At 61.4% G+C, this 14,104-nt stretch carries 11 protein-coding genes; 9 read left to right on the top strand and 2 right to left on the bottom strand.

The genetic code is table 11. The annotated features are described in order from the left end of the window. The first annotated feature begins 294 nt into the window (after positions 1-294). Genes ABQF13_RS03765 through ABQF13_RS03725 form a run of 9 tightly spaced genes read left to right on the top strand, consistent with a single transcriptional unit; the run spans position 295 to position 10,836 of the window. Positions 295-1,065 carry an MlaE family ABC transporter permease gene (locus ABQF13_RS03765; RefSeq protein WP_448391405.1) on the top strand — a complete coding sequence of 257 codons (771 nt, stop codon included), beginning with the start codon at positions 295-297 and terminating at the stop codon, positions 1,063-1,065. A 29-nt stretch (positions 1,066-1,094) separates the two neighbouring features. Further along, a complete protein-coding gene (locus tag ABQF13_RS03760) occupies positions 1,095-1,913 on the top strand; it encodes an ABC transporter permease (protein WP_448391992.1) in 819 nt (272 codons plus the stop codon). A gap of 4 nt (positions 1,914-1,917) precedes the next feature. After that, positions 1,918-3,270, top strand: coding sequence for an MCE family protein (locus ABQF13_RS03755; protein WP_448391404.1), 1,353 nt, complete (start codon positions 1,918-1,920; stop codon positions 3,268-3,270). 34 nt (positions 3,271-3,304) lie between these two features. After that, the gene (locus ABQF13_RS03750) at positions 3,305-4,330 is read left to right on the top strand and encodes an MCE family protein (protein ID WP_448391403.1); all 1,026 of its coding nucleotides are present in this window, start codon (positions 3,305-3,307) and stop codon (positions 4,328-4,330) included. Further along, entirely contained in the window at positions 4,327-5,676 is a 1,350-nt protein-coding gene (locus tag ABQF13_RS03745) for an MCE family protein (RefSeq protein ID WP_448391991.1), read from the top strand. The genes ABQF13_RS03750 and ABQF13_RS03745 overlap by 4 nt, the downstream gene beginning before the upstream one ends. Beyond that, positions 5,673-7,067 (top strand): MCE family protein, encoded by a 1,395-nt coding sequence (locus ABQF13_RS03740; protein WP_448391402.1) that lies wholly within the window; start codon positions 5,673-5,675, stop codon positions 7,065-7,067. The genes ABQF13_RS03745 and ABQF13_RS03740 overlap by 4 nt, the downstream gene beginning before the upstream one ends. Continuing rightward, the gene (locus ABQF13_RS03735; RefSeq protein ID WP_448391401.1) at positions 7,064-8,194 is read left to right on the top strand and encodes an MCE family protein; all 1,131 of its coding nucleotides are present in this window, start codon (positions 7,064-7,066) and stop codon (positions 8,192-8,194) included. The genes ABQF13_RS03740 and ABQF13_RS03735 overlap by 4 nt, the downstream gene beginning before the upstream one ends. Before the next feature lie 3 nt (positions 8,195-8,197). Continuing rightward, positions 8,198-9,676, top strand: coding sequence for an MCE family protein (locus ABQF13_RS03730; RefSeq protein ID WP_448391400.1), 1,479 nt, complete (start codon positions 8,198-8,200; stop codon positions 9,674-9,676). Between the two features lie 47 nt (positions 9,677-9,723). Continuing rightward, positions 9,724-10,836 carry an acyl-CoA dehydrogenase family protein gene (locus ABQF13_RS03725; protein ID WP_448391399.1) on the top strand — a complete coding sequence of 371 codons (1,113 nt, stop codon included), beginning with the start codon at positions 9,724-9,726 and terminating at the stop codon, positions 10,834-10,836. Positions 10,837-10,926: 90 nt separating this feature from the next. Here ABQF13_RS03725 and ABQF13_RS03720 read toward each other — a convergent pair whose 3' ends face one another. Next, positions 10,927-12,384 (bottom strand): aldehyde dehydrogenase family protein, encoded by a 1,458-nt coding sequence (locus tag ABQF13_RS03720; RefSeq protein WP_448391398.1) that lies wholly within the window; start codon positions 12,382-12,384, stop codon positions 10,927-10,929. Positions 12,385-12,420: 36 nt separating this feature from the next. Further along, entirely contained in the window at positions 12,421-13,617 is a 1,197-nt protein-coding gene (locus ABQF13_RS03715) for a cytochrome P450 (RefSeq protein WP_448391397.1), read from the bottom strand. Positions 13,618-14,104: the final 487 nt, after the last annotated feature.

Raw genomic sequence — 14,104 nt, 5'->3', positions numbered from 1 at the left:
GGCTTCCGTTGCCACCCAGCGGGTAGGCACGCAGTAGAAGAAGTCCGAAGCGCACCGCGACGTTGCGTCACACCGCCCAACGAAGGAAGAGATTCTGGACACGGCACGGACGGCTTGCTAATCTCGGCTATATCATGCACATAAATAATCTCATAATGACTGCAAGACCAGCGTTCAAGCGTTAGTGTAGTAGAGCTAGCTGATCATAATTAGACAGCGGCGATCGGTGAGCAGGTGCGTGACGTCACCCGGCACCGAGTTCAAGCGACGCATGCGAGAGGCAGGTGAGAGTTGATGACATTGCAGGCTGTGGCTGCGAAGCCCGTGCGTGGCGTCGGTGAGTTCTTCGCCATGGCGCTCGATGCGTTCGTGCTCACTCTGCGGCCGCCATTCGCGTGGCGCGAGCTGTTGTTGCAGACCTGGTTCGTCGCGCGGGTTTCCCTCTTGCCGACGATGATGCTCTCGATACCGTTCACCACCTTGACGGTGTTCATGATCAACATCTTGTTAGGCGAAATCGGGGCGAAAGACCTGTCAGGCAGCGGCGCAGCAATGGCCACCGTGAATCAGATTGGACCCGTCGTAACTGTGGTGGTTGTGGCAGGAGCCGCCGCGACAGCGATGTGCGCCGACCTGGGAGCTCGGACGATCCGTGAGGAGGTCGATGCCATGCGAGTGCTTGGCATCAATCCGGTGCAACGGCTCGTCGTGCCCCGTGTGATCGCGGGGACTTTCGTCGCCTTGATGCTCAATGCCGTGGTCACTTCCGTCGGACTGGGAGGGTCGTTCATCTTCTCCGTCTACATTCAGGATGTCACTCCGGGTGCGTATGTCGCGAATCTGACGCTCTTAGTGGGACTTCCAGAGGTCATCGTGGCAATGGTGAAGGCGATGCTGTTCGGCTTGGCGGCCAGCCTGATCGCGTGTTACAAGGGCCTGTCGGTAGGGGGCGGTTCCGCCGGTGTCGGTAACGCTGTAAACGAAACCGTCGTCTACACATTCATGGCGTTGTTCGTCATCAACGTGGTAGCGACGGCGACCGGTCTGCAGGTGATCAACAGATGAGAACTACCGCTCTGCCCGGTCGCGCCACCATGGCGCTCCGGCCGCTCGGGGGGCTGACCGACGCCTGGGATGCGTTAGGTAGGCAAGGCGAATTCTACGCCAACACAATACGTCTCATTTGGGTTGCCCTCGTGAGCTACCGGGCGGAGTTGGTGCGCGCTATCGCTGGAATGAGCCTCGGTACAGGGGCACTGGCCTTGATCGGCGGAACGGTGGTGATAGTCGCGTTTCTTACGCTGTTCGCCGGTGCAGTGCTGGCTGTGCAGGGCTATGACGCGCTGTCGCAAGTCGGTGTCGAGGCGCTGACGGGCTTCGCATCGGCATATCTCAATACCCGCGTAGTCGCACCGATGGTATCCACTGTGGGCCTGGCGGCCACGATCGGCGCCGGGGCGACTGCGCAGATTGGTGCGATGAAGATCAATGAGGAGATAGATGCACTGGAGGTGATGGGTGTTCAGTCGGTCGCATACCTTGCCTCAACGCGAGTCATCGCGGGTGTCATCGTGGTCATTCCCTTGTACTGCGTCGCGTCGATGACGGCATTCACGGCAGCGAAGGTGACGGTCCTGCTCTATGGGCAATCGGTGGGTGTGTATGACCACTATTTCGACACCTTCCTGTCGCCGGTGGACCTCATATGGTCCTTCGTATTGGTAATCGCGTGTTCCGTGGTGATCATGCTTATTCACACCTACTACGGATACACCGCCAGTGGTGGTCCAGCTGGGGTCGGCGAGTCCGTCGGCCGCGCGGTGCGGGCCTCCCTCGTCATGGCAATTGCATCGAATCTGCTGGTTTCGCTGGCTATTTACGGCCCAACGGGCAACTTCAACTTCTCGGGGTGATGCGATGACCACCTACAGACAGAAACGGGCGATCACACGCCGGTGGTGGGCCGCAATCCTGGTCTCGGTAATGGCGGTCTACATTGCGGCATGTTGGCTGGCGTTCGAGCGTGTCTTCACCTCGTACATTCAAGTGACGCTGGCGTCGGAGCGATCCGGGTTGATGATGGAGCCCGGCGGGCGAGTGAAACTACGCGGCGTGGACGTAGGCCGCGTCGACAAGATCATCAGCACAGGCGACAAGCCGGTGAGACTCCAATTGGAGATTCTGAAATCACAACTCGACTACATTCCCGCCAACGTCGCTGCGCAGATCACCGCCAACACTGCCTTCGGGTCGAAGCACATCGACCTGATCATTCCCGAGCAGCCGAGTGCAGCAAGACTGGCAGCTGGAGCGGTTCTGCGGTCACAGAACGTGAGCACCGAGGTCAACACAGTCTTCGACAACCTCGTTTCGCTCATCCAGCGGATCGATCCCGAGAAGCTCAATGGGGTGTTATCCGCACTCGCGGAAGGACTGCGCGGGCGCGGACAACAGATTAATGACGCCGTCGCCGGCGCGAACTCCGTGGTGGCCGCGCTCAACGCCCGAGCTGACGTGATAAATGTGAACTGGCGCGAACTAGCCGACTTCAGTTCGACGTACGCCTCTGCGGCACAGGAGATATTGGAGATCCTGGATGCGGCAGCCAACACTGGATCCACGATTACAGACCGTGCGAGTGCGCTCGACTCGATGCTGTTGAGCGCCATCGGCTTCGCCAACAGTGGAACAGCCATGCTGGCACCGAATGGGGACGGGATCGTCGACCTTGTCAACCTGTTGCGACCGACGACGGACCTGCTGATGAAATACCAACCCTCATTCACTTGTCTTCTCGTTGGGGCGAAGTGGTGGCTGGACAATGGTGGCTATGCGGGCGCCGGCGGCAACGGGCGGACACTTCTCGTCGACGCGGCGGTACTACTCGGAAACGACCCGTACGTCTATCCGAACAATCTGCCGATCGTGGCGGCAAAGGGAGGTCCTGGTGGCCGGCCTGGATGCGGTTCGCTTCCCCACGCATACGAGAACTTCCCGGTGCGCGCGATGGTCACCAATACCGGATGGAGCGCTGGTATCGACATCCGTCCGAATCCCGGGCTCGGGCACCCCTGCTACGCGAACTATCTACCGGTGACCCGGGCCGTGCCCGAACCACCCAGTGTTCGGTGCCAGGGCCCCCCTTCTCCGGGGTTACCCGTTGCTGTGCCTCCGCCTCCGCCGCCACCACCAAGCCCGGCGTCCGCCGAGGCGCCGGACATTGCGGGCCCGCCGCCGGCGACGCCGCACAACTCTGCACCATCGCCATGACCGACGAAACACGAAGCTAAAGGGAGGAACCCGGATGAGAGAAAGCCTTCGGGGCACGGTGTGGCGTCTCGTCGTTTTCATCACGGTGTGCCTCTTTGGGATCTTCGCGATGATCGCAGTGTTCGGCCAGTTTCGTTTCGACGACAGAGATCCATACCGTGCGATCTTTACCAATGCCAGCGGATTGAAGTCCGGCCAACTGGTGCGTATCGGTGGCGTGGAGGTCGGGAAGGTCAGCGACGTTCGCGTCCAACCGGACACGACCGTGGCCGTCGACTTCAATGTCCAGCGGACCGTACACCTGACCGATGGCACCCGAGCCGTGATCCGCTACGAGAATCTCGTCGGCGATCGATACCTTGCGCTTGAGGAGGGCGAGGCAGGGGCAAGGCTCCGCCCCGGGCAGACGATCCCCGTGGACCGCACCGCACCGGCGTTGGACCTCGACGCACTGGTCGGCGGATTCCGGCCCTTGTTCCGCGCGCTGAACCCTAAGCAAGTTAACGAGCTGACGGGCGAGTTGATACGCGCATTCCAAGGGCAAGGCGAAGTGCTCGGATCGTTACTCGCACATGTCGGTTCGTTCTCCAGCACGCTGGCCGACCGTGACGCCTTGATCGGAGAAGTCATCTCCAGCCTCAACGCCGTCATGACAACGCTTGGTGACCAGAGCAAGCAATTAGACGTCGGCGTCGACAATGTGTCTCAACTCATCGATGGCTTGGCTCAGCGCCGGACCGACATCGCCAACGGCGTGGCGCACCTCGATAGGGCCGCCGCCTCAGTAGCCGGACTCCTGCAGGAAGCCCGTCCCCCGCTACACACCACGGTCGGTCAACTCGATCGCGTCGCGTCTCTTGCGGTCGCCGACCACGAGTATCTCGACAACCTGCTGAACACACTGCCTGACCGTTACCAGGTGCTCGCTCGCCAAGGCATTTACGGAAACTTCTTCAGCTTCTACCTCTGTGACATCTTGCTGAAGCTCAACGGTAAGGGCGGGCAGCCCGTCTTCGTCAAGATGGCGGGTCAATCCACCGGGCGGTGCGCACCGAAATGAAAAGCTTCGCGGAACGTAACCCAATGGCTGTCGGCGTCATAGCGACTGCCGCCGTCTCGGCGATCGTGTTGGGCGGGCTGTCTCTGGACAGACTGACGTCCTTCGCCGGCCGCGACGCCTACAGCGCGTACTTCGCCGACGCCGCCGTGCTGCGGACGGGGGCGGACGTCCAGGTCTCCGGAGTCAGCGTCGGTTCCGTCTCATCGGTGCGCCTCGCCGAATCCAAAGCGGTCGTCGAGTTCACGATCGACGACGACATAGCGCTCGGAGACCGAACCGAGGCTGCGATCAGAACGAACACGCTGCTCGGCACCAAGATCTTGCAAGTAACGCCTCGCGGGACGGGCCGCCTGACAAGACCGATTCCGCTCGACCGGACCACCTCGCCCTACTCGCTGACGGATGCACTGAGCGAACTGACGACGACGGTCGGCGACTTGAATACGGTGCAGCTGTCAGAATCGCTGGCGACTCTCTCGGAAACCTTCAAAGACACGCCGCCAGATCTGCAGGTCGCCGTCCAGGGTATGACCAGATTTGCCAAGGCAATCAACAACCGGGACGCTCAACTTCGTGATCTGCTGGCGAACGCCAGGAAGGCGACCGATGTTCTCGGACAACGGACCGAACAGATCGTCGATCTGATCCGCAACACGAACCTGCTACTGGCCGAACTACGCACCGAGAGCGGATCACTCGAGTCGATAGCCGAGAACATCCGGGCGCTCAGCGTGCAACTATCCGGATTGGTGGCCGAGAACAGCGACCTGCACCAGACCCTGGACCGGCTGAATGGTGTGCTCACCATCGTAGACAACCGAAAAGAGCAGGTCCAGAAGGGGATAAAGCTGCTTAACGCATATGCGATGTCGCTCGGAGAGGCAGTCGCATCAGGGCCCTTCTTCAACGCCTACGTCGCAAACCTCCTTCCCGGACAGTTCAGTCAGCCGTTTATCGACGCGGCGTTCTCCGATCTGGGCCTCGATCCGAACGTGCTTCTGCCATCGGAGCTCACCGATCCACCCGTTGGGCAACCAGGCACCCCGGCATTGCCGGCACCGTACCCCCGCACCGGCCAAGGCGGACCGCCGAGACTGACTCTGCCGGACGCAATTACCGGAGTTCCGGGTGATCCCAGCTATCCCTACCGGGAGCCGCTTCCAGCGCCCGAACCCGGAGGCCCGCCGCCTGGCCCACCCGCCCCTGCACCGCCCGGATTGCAGTCGACAGCCGAGCCCACCCCCGCGCCGGTTTACCACCCGGTGCCGAACGAAGTGTCACCGTCGGTCGCTCCCAAAGAGGGGTCCGGCACCACGCACACCAACGAGGGAGGTACCGGACGATGACCCGACTCTCGTTGTGGCGCAGAAGGCGGCTCTTGATCGCCTTCGGCCTGGTAGCTTGCCTCGTGCTTGGCGCGATCGTGGCCATCGACCTAAGCAACCGGGCCGAGCGCCTTCGGCTCATAGCGTACTTCGAGGAAAGTAATGGCGTGTACGTCGGCGACGACGTACTGATCCTGGGCGTACGTGTAGGAACCATCGATGCCATCGAACCCCAGCCCACGCGCACCAGGATCACCTTCTCCGTCGACGGCGGTCACAAGGTGCCCGCAAACGCCCGAGCCGTCATCATCAATCCGACACTGGTGACAGCCCGGGCAATTCAACTCACGCCCGCCTATACCGGTGGGCCCGCGATGACCACTGGAACCGTCATCCCGCAAGACCGCACCGCGGTGCCCGTCGAATATGACGATCTGCGAGAACAACTCGAGAAACTCACCGAGGCACTTCAGCCGACAGAAGCCGGCGGCGTCAGCACTCTTGGTGCTTTTGTCAACACCGCCGCTGACAACTTCCGTGGACAGGGTAGCGCTATCCGCAGCGCGATCATCGAGTTGTCGAAAACCTTCTCGGCTCTCGGAGACCATAGCGGTGACCTGTTCGGGAGCATCCGGAATCTATCGTTGCTGACGACGGGTCTTCAATCCAGTTCCGACCTGCTGCGGCAACTCAATCTCAACCTTGACGCGGTGTCGGGTCTACTGGCCAACGATCCAGAGGCCATCGAGAACGCGATCGAAACGTTGAACACCGCAGTGCGCGACGTTGAGAGCTTCGTCAAGGAGAACCGCAAACCCGTCGGAACGACATTTGATCGGCTAGCATCGATCAGCAAGGCGCTTGGCGACAGCATCGGTGATCTCAAGCAGACACTGCACATCACGCCCACCGCATTCGCCAATTTCGTCAATATTTACGAGCCCTCTAATGGTGCTCTGACGGGGGTCGCGGCCGTCGGCAACTTCGCCAATCCGATCCAGTTCATCTGTGCTGCGATTCAGGCTGCCTCACGGATGAACAGCGATCAGTCGGCAAAGCTGTGCGTGCAGTATCTGGCACCCATCGTCAAGAATCGGCAGCTCAACTTCCCGCCGCTGGGCTTCAATCCGTTCGTAGGAGCCCAGGCGCGTCCGAACGAGGTCACATTCAGCGAGGACTGGCTGGCTCCGCTAACGGAGGCTGGACGGGTGCGGGGCCTGACAGGTCCACCCCCTGCCGGGGGAGCGCCGCCCACCGCCGCGATGGCCAATCCCGCCGCACAGGTACTGCCCGCGGAGGCGCCGCACGCGGACGCTCCGGCGCCCCCGGTTGGCGCGCCGCACCGCTCGGTCTCCACGGATCCGTCGGCCGGGCTCGCCGGATTAATGACGCCCGGTGGAGCGACACAATGAGGGGCGTTCTGAGACCGCTCACCGTAGTTGCATCGGCGTGTCTGTTGTTGACCAGCGGTTGTTCGTGGCGCGGCTTGAACTCCCTGCCGTTGCCGGGCACCGCCGGGAGCGGTCCAGGGGCATACAACGTCATGGTTCAGCTTCCCGATGTCACCAATCTGCAGCAGAATTCGCGGGTACGGGTGGGCGACGTCACCGTCGGCAACGTAACGAAGATCGAACGCGAAGGCTGGCATGCCCTTGTCACGCTCAGGCTCGCTGGTGACGTCGAACTTCCCGAAAACGCCGCTGCGAAGCTCGGTCAGACCAGCTTGCTTGGCTCCGTTCATATCGAGCTCGCAACGCCTGAGCACGCTCAGCCCGTCGGTCGTTTACGCGAAGGATCACTCATCCCGCTCGCGTCCAGCGGCAGTTACCCCACCACCGAGCAGACATTGGCCGCGGCCTCACTGTTGCTCAACAGCGGAGGGATCGGAAAGCTCCAGGACATCACTCACGCGATGAGCCAAGCCTTTGGCAACAACGGCGAGAACATGCGGAGGCTCATCGGCGAGATCGATAGGTTCGTCAGGTACCTCGACGACCAGAGCGATGACATCATCAACGCGATTGATAAGCTCAACTCCCTGGTGGGCCAGTTTGCCGACCAGAAACCCAAACTCGACTTTGCGCTCGAAAAGCTGCCGGATGCACTGAAGGTTTTGAACGATCAACGAACAAACCTGGTCGACGCCGTTGACAAGCTGGGTAAGTTCGGCGGATTGACAACCGACGTCATAGAAGGCTCGAAGGAGAGCCTGGTCGCACAACTCACGGCGCTCGGTCCGATCCTGGAGTCGCTGGCCAACGCCGGCCCGGCGATGACAAGGTCGCTCAGCAATCTCGCGACGTACCCGTGGCCTAACGAAACACTGGAGAACTGGGTGCGCGGTGACTACGCCAATCTGACCCTCATCGTCGACCTCACGCTGAGCAGAATCGATGCCGGCCTCTTCACCGGAACGCGGTGGGAAGGGGATCTCACCGAACTCGAACTGCAATGGGGAAGAACGATTGGTCAGTTCCCCAGCCCGTACACCGCAGGTAATCCACTCACCGTTCCGTACCGATGGGACCAGGGACCGTAGACAATGATCACACGCCGAGCAAAGGTACAGTTCATCGCGTTCATCGTCATCGCCATCGGGGGTTTGGTGGTGATGGCGGTCGGCTACGTCGGACTGCCTCAGATGCTTTTCGGAATCGGGCAATACCGCGTCACGGTCGAGCTGCCCGCAGCGGGTGGCCTCTACCCACAGGCGAATGTCACCTATCGAGGCAGCAAGGTTGGGCGTGTCGCGGCCGTCCGCCTCACCAATTCCGGTGTAGTGGCCGATCTCGACCTCAACTCTGATGTGAAGATCCCGTCGGACCTTGACGCAGATGTTCACAGCCAGAGCGCGGTCGGCGAACAGTACGTCGCCTTGATCCCGCGCAACGGCCAGGCCGCGCCCCTGAGGGACGGCGATGTGATTCCGGCGGCACGAACCAGTGTGCCCCCGAATGTCAATGAACTGCTGGAAGCGACCAACCGGGCGCTACACGGAATCCCGGGCGAAAACGTCAAAGTCGTTCTGGACGAGGCATATACCGCGTTCGGCGGACTCGGACCCGAGCTCGCTCGCTTCGTGAACGGTGCCACCAGAGTTGCCATCGACGCGCGCGCCCAGCAGGACGCAATCACCAGCCTGATTGACGCCGCCCCCGACGTGCTCGCTTCCCAATCCGAGACGTCGAATGCGATTCAGGACTGGGCGACACAGGTCGCCTCCGTTACCTCACAGCTTCAGCGTCAGGACGACGCAGTTCGCGGCGTCCTCGACAACGGTTCCCTGGCAGCGGACGAAGCACGAAGTCTGGTGGACAGCTTGTCGCCCACACTACCGGTCATACTGACCAATCTCATCAGCGTCGCCGACGTTGCGTTGGTGTACCGGGCGAATATCGAGCAGCTCCTGGTCCTCATTCCGCAAGGGGTGGCGAATCTGCAGGGTACGGCGATGGCGAACCTCAACACGAAGCAGGCATATAAGGGGATCTATTTGAGCTTCAACACCAACGTGAACCTCCCCCCGATCTGTAACACCGGATTCCTCCCGGCACAACAACGACGCAGCGCAACTTTCGAGGATGCTCCGGACCGCCCAGCGGGCGATCTCTACTGCAGGATTCCTCAGAACTCGCCGTGGCACGTACGCGGCGCCCGCAACCTCCCCTGCGCAACCAAGCCGGGAAAGCGTGCTCCGACCGTTGCCATGTGTGAAAGCGATGAGGAATACGTGCCTTTGAACGACGGCCTCAATTGGAAGGGTGACCCGAACGCCACGCTCAGCGGCCAGGGTGTGCCACAGCTACCTACTGCCGCCTCGCCGCAGCCCGATGGGCAGGGGGGCCACGGATCCTCGACGGAGCAAGTCCAACCGGTGCCCACACTCGCGATTGCGGAATACGACCCGGCGACCGGAACCTATGTGGGACCTGATGGAAATACTTACACTCAAACGGATCTCGGCCAACAAAGTCGAACTGCGGAGTCATGGCAGGCGATGTTGACACCGCCAGGCAGCTGACGCAGAAGCCGTAGTCGACTGGCCGAGAAATCAGAGCAGGAGTATGAATGCAGTTTGCGTTGACGCAGGACCAACTCGATCTCCAGGAGGCCGTGCGTGCGTTCACCGCCGAGCGTGCGTCCGAACAGGTTACCCGTCAGCTCATGGCGACCGATATCGGCTGGGATCCGCTGACGTGGCGTCACATGGCGGAAATGGATCTCCTCGGGTTGGCAGTCGATACCAGATACGGCGGGTCCGGTTGCGGGCCAATAGAACTGGGTGTCCTCATGGAGGTGGCGGGCGCCTCGCTGCTGTGCAGTCCCTATTTGTCGACAGTTGTACTCGCCGCGAGCGCACTGCAGTCGGCTGATGACACCGACGTTGCGGCCGACTACCTACCGCGTATCGTCGCCGGCGAGTTGACCGCCACCATTGCCTTTCTGGAACGCGTTACCGGGTGGAATGCCGGTGACGTGCAGACCACGGCTACCCCGTCCGACGGCCACTGGGTGCTGCGTGGTCGAAAGCACTACGTCGTGGACGGCGCGTCGGCACAACTTATTCTCGTGGTGGCGCGGACTCAATCCGGCATCTCCTTATTCGCCGTCGACAGAGGCGAACCGGGAATTCACTTCCGGCAGACCGAGACTTTGGACATGACGCGCAAACAGGCCACCGTCGAGTTCGACGGAGTCAGGGCTCGACTCGTGGGCGGCGAGGGGGCGGCAGAACCCTTGTTGGGCAGCACGTTCAACTTGGCGGCCGCGTGCGTTGCGGCCGAACAGGTTGGCGGGGCGCAACACACGTTCGATATGGCTGTGAGTTACGCAAAGATCCGCTATCAGTTCGGCCGGCCCATCGGTTCCTTCCAAGTGATTAAGCACGAACTAGCCGACAGTCTTCTCGACGTCGAATGTGCTCGCACAGCGGCGGCGAACGCCCTGATGGCTGCCGATCAGGGTGCACCCGACCTTCCATCCTTGGCGAGCATGGCAAAGGCGTATTGCTCGGATGTTTTCAAACGGGTGGCGGAACTGAACATTCAGATTCATGGGGGTATCGGCTTCACTTGGGAGCATCCCGCTCACCTCTACTATCGCCGTGCATGCGCGGACCTTCACCTGTTCGGCCACCCGGCGGCCCATCGCGAAGTTCTCGCCAACGAGCTGCTGGCATAGTACAAGGAACTCGTCGCGCCGTTCTCCTGCGCCGGCAGGCGCAGAGCTACGCCGAACCGAACCTGCGACCGTTTGGTGGCAACGCAGACCTCATGCCGGCCGGGCCACTGTCTTCACCGTGAGATACTCCTCGAACCCCTCAACACCGTGCTCGGTACCGATCCCGCTTTGCTTGTGGCCTCCGAAGGGGGAGTCCGGGGCCAGCCACATGGCGCCGTTGATGCTCACGCTTCCGGTATTCAACCCAGCGGCAAATTGCTGGGCGCGAGGCACATCGGCGGAAAAGACTGCACCCGCCAGCCCGTAGATGGAATCGTTGGCCAACGCGAGCGCCTCGTCCTCTGTGTGATAGCCGGTGATCACCAGTACGGGCCCGAAGATCTCCTCACGAGCGATGCGAGAGTCGTTCGGCACGTCGGTGAAGAGAGCGGGCGCAACATAGAATCCCTTGTCGAACCGAGAGGATTCACCCCCCACCACCAGTTTGGCATCGCGTTTTCCGCTTTCAATGAAGTCGATGACCCTCTCCCGCTGGCGTGCGTTGATCAGTGGCCCCGACACGACGTCGGGGTCGTTGGGGTCTCCGTGGCCGACGGTGCTCATGAGCTGCGCCGCGGCCTCGGTCGCGATTTCAAGGTAATCACGGTGCACCAACAGCCGAGTTGTCGCGGCGCATCCCTGGCCGGAATGCATAACGGCCTGTGACACGGTGGCCGCCGTCGCAGCAGAGATATCCGCGTCGGGCAGGGCGACGGCGGCCGACTTTCCACCGAGTTCCAGAAACACACGTTTGACGGTCCGAGATGCGCATTCCATGATGTGCCGGCCGGTGGCCGTCGATCCGGTGAAACTGATCGCGTTCACATCGGGATGGTTGATGAGTACTTCGCCGATCTCGGCCGGAGACGAACTGGTGAGAACGTTGATGACACCCGGCGGCATGTCCGTATGCTCGGCGATGAGCCTGCCCAACATCGCCGCCGTCCACGGCGTATCAGGCGCCGCCTTCAGTACGACGGTGCACCCAGAGGCCAACGCGGGCACGATCTTCGCGAGGTTGAGCATCAAGGGGTAATTCCAAGGTGTGATCGCCGCGACCACGCCGACTGGTTCGCGAAGTACGGTCCGGTGGACTGGGACTCCCCAGGTCACACGATCCGGCAGCGGACGAGCGTACTCATAAGTGCCTGCCAGATCGATCATGAACGACATGCCGTCCACCGGTCCATCGACCTGAACTGGCTCGGTGATCGAGCGCGGGCAGCCTACCTCGGCGACCGTGATGTCGTAGATGTGCTGAATGTTTTCCCGAAGCGCATCCTGTAGCTGCGCCAGACAACGCTGCCGAAACGCCGTGTCACTCTTCCAACTGGAAGTGTCAAATGCACTCCGAGCCGCCGAAACCGCATGTTGGGCATCGTGGACCGACGCATCCGCGGCCTGGCCTAGAACAGTCTCGTCGGCAGGGTTGATGTTGTCGTAGGTCGCACCCGACTCGGCGGACGTCAACTCGCCGTCGATGAGTAGCACTGGCTGCTCGAAAACCATTGTCGTACCTTCCTTCCTGGCTGCGGCATTAGTCCCTCAAACCTCAAATCGGATCGGCAGCTTTCGAGCCGCGCGCACGGCGGTGTTCGAGTACACGACGGGCCCAGCCACCTCGTACTCCGGTATGGCGCTCAGGAATTCCTCCACGGCGACGCGAAGTTCCAGGCGCGCGAGGTGCGAACCGAGGCAGCGATGCGTGCCGCTGGCAAAAGCGATGTGGTTGATGCGGCCGCGATGGAAATCGACATTGAGTGGGTCTTCGTACGCGGAGGGATCGACATTTGCGGCAGCCCAAACCGTATGCATTGCCTCGCCGGGCTCGACAACAAGTCCTTCACCGAGGTCGATCCGTTCAGTGGCGAATCGGGCACCGTGTGGCACCGGAGACTCGAACCGGAGCAGTTCTTCGATCGCGGCGGGAATGAGACCGGGGTCCGCGATCAGGGTCCTCCGCTCGTCTGTGTGTTCGCCGAGCCAGCTGAAAATGCATGACAAGGACGAAGTAACCGTGTCCAATCCCGCGAACATCAGTAGAAACATGATGTTGTAAACCTCGTCGTCCCTGACTGGGCGCCCGTCAACAGTCGACCTGAGCAATACGGCGAGGACGTCATCGGCGGGCTCGAGCTCTGCGCGTCGCTTCTCGCACAGGGCTGCGATGTACTCGAAGAACTGTCCGGCTGCAGCCGCCATGATCGCGTTGATCTCTTCGATCGAGTTCGCGCCCGTGGCCTCGGGATGAAGGATGGCATCTTTGAATGTCATGAAGTAGGGCAGATCCTCAAGAGGGGCGCCCGCAATGCGTAAGAATGACATGCATGGCAGGGGCATGCAGAAATCGTCGTGGAGCTCCGCCTCGCCAACGGACCGAAACTTCGCGATGAGGTCGCGCGAGAGCGTCCGAATTGATCTCTCGTATCGCTGAACCTGCTTAGGCGCAAAAATAGGATCCAGCAGTCGGCGCCACTTCCGGTGCTCCTCACCGTCGATCTCAATGGGAATAATCGGGTTGTCATGACCGAAGAACCTGCCACCGCCGCCAAGTCCCAAGGTGCCGGGATGTCGGTTCACCGCGACCATGTCTTCACGGCAGTACAGGGTGAGGACCCCCTCGACGCGTTCGGCTCGCACGTCGCGCGCCTTTTCGCAATACACATGCTGCGGATGCTCCATGTGTTCAACCGACCGGCTCAGTGGCGCCAACCGCGGGTCAAAGCGTTGGGTGGTATCCATCGTGTTGAGCTCCTTCTTCCCCGGCCCCTTTCGGCCGCTTGCCTGGTTGAGATAGATGCGTGGGCTTGTAGACCCGGATACCCGACTCGCGATTCCACCGGTGCACGGTGTCGCCGCGAGAAATCGAATCCTTCTCCGGCACAGGGGTGCTTGTTTGGGTCGCTGTGGCGCGGCGGCCACAGTGTGCACCTCGCACGCACTGCCCACCGGTCACTGAGGAGGAGCGCAACACCGTATCGCCGAGTCTCACACCGCAACGACATTGCGTAGCCGAGTCAGTAGCCAACTCTTACTCGCCTCAGTGTTATGGCGCTCTGAAGGGGCACCGCGGCCTCCGATGATCGGATCATGCTTTGACGCGGGAGCCGGCCCCGCGGGCAACGCAACATGTTACGGAGCGAAAATATACTGCGCATGAATTATTCGCGCAAGCGTTTGTTCCAAGATGCCGTCGGGTCGGGGCCAACGCGAATACACACCAGTTTGG

It is taken from the genome of Mycolicibacterium sp. XJ879, from assembly GCF_053483935.1.
This window is presented reverse-complemented; position numbering and strand designations above follow the sequence as displayed.

Bases quoted from the DNA above. Each gene is read 5' to 3' on its own strand.
- ABQF13_RS03765 (WP_448391405.1), top strand. From the start codon at position 295: ATGACATTGCAGGCTGTGGCTGCGAAGCCCGTGCGTGGCGTCGGTGAG.
- ABQF13_RS03760 (WP_448391992.1), top strand. From the start codon at position 1,095: ATGGCGCTCCGGCCGCTCGGGGGGCTGACCGACGCCTGGGATGCGTTA.
- ABQF13_RS03755 (WP_448391404.1), top strand. From the start codon at position 1,918: ATGACCACCTACAGACAGAAACGGGCGATCACACGCCGGTGGTGGGCC.
- ABQF13_RS03750 (WP_448391403.1), top strand. From the start codon at position 3,305: ATGAGAGAAAGCCTTCGGGGCACGGTGTGGCGTCTCGTCGTTTTCATC.
- ABQF13_RS03745 (WP_448391991.1), top strand. From the start codon at position 4,327: ATGAAAAGCTTCGCGGAACGTAACCCAATGGCTGTCGGCGTCATAGCG.
- ABQF13_RS03740 (WP_448391402.1), top strand. From the start codon at position 5,673: ATGACCCGACTCTCGTTGTGGCGCAGAAGGCGGCTCTTGATCGCCTTC.
- ABQF13_RS03735 (WP_448391401.1), top strand. From the start codon at position 7,064: ATGAGGGGCGTTCTGAGACCGCTCACCGTAGTTGCATCGGCGTGTCTG.
- ABQF13_RS03730 (WP_448391400.1), top strand. From the start codon at position 8,198: ATGATCACACGCCGAGCAAAGGTACAGTTCATCGCGTTCATCGTCATC.
- ABQF13_RS03725 (WP_448391399.1), top strand. From the start codon at position 9,724: ATGCAGTTTGCGTTGACGCAGGACCAACTCGATCTCCAGGAGGCCGTG.
- ABQF13_RS03720 (WP_448391398.1), bottom strand. From the start codon at position 12,384: ATGGTTTTCGAGCAGCCAGTGCTACTCATCGACGGCGAGTTGACGTCC.
- ABQF13_RS03715 (WP_448391397.1), bottom strand. From the start codon at position 13,617: ATGGATACCACCCAACGCTTTGACCCGCGGTTGGCGCCACTGAGCCGG.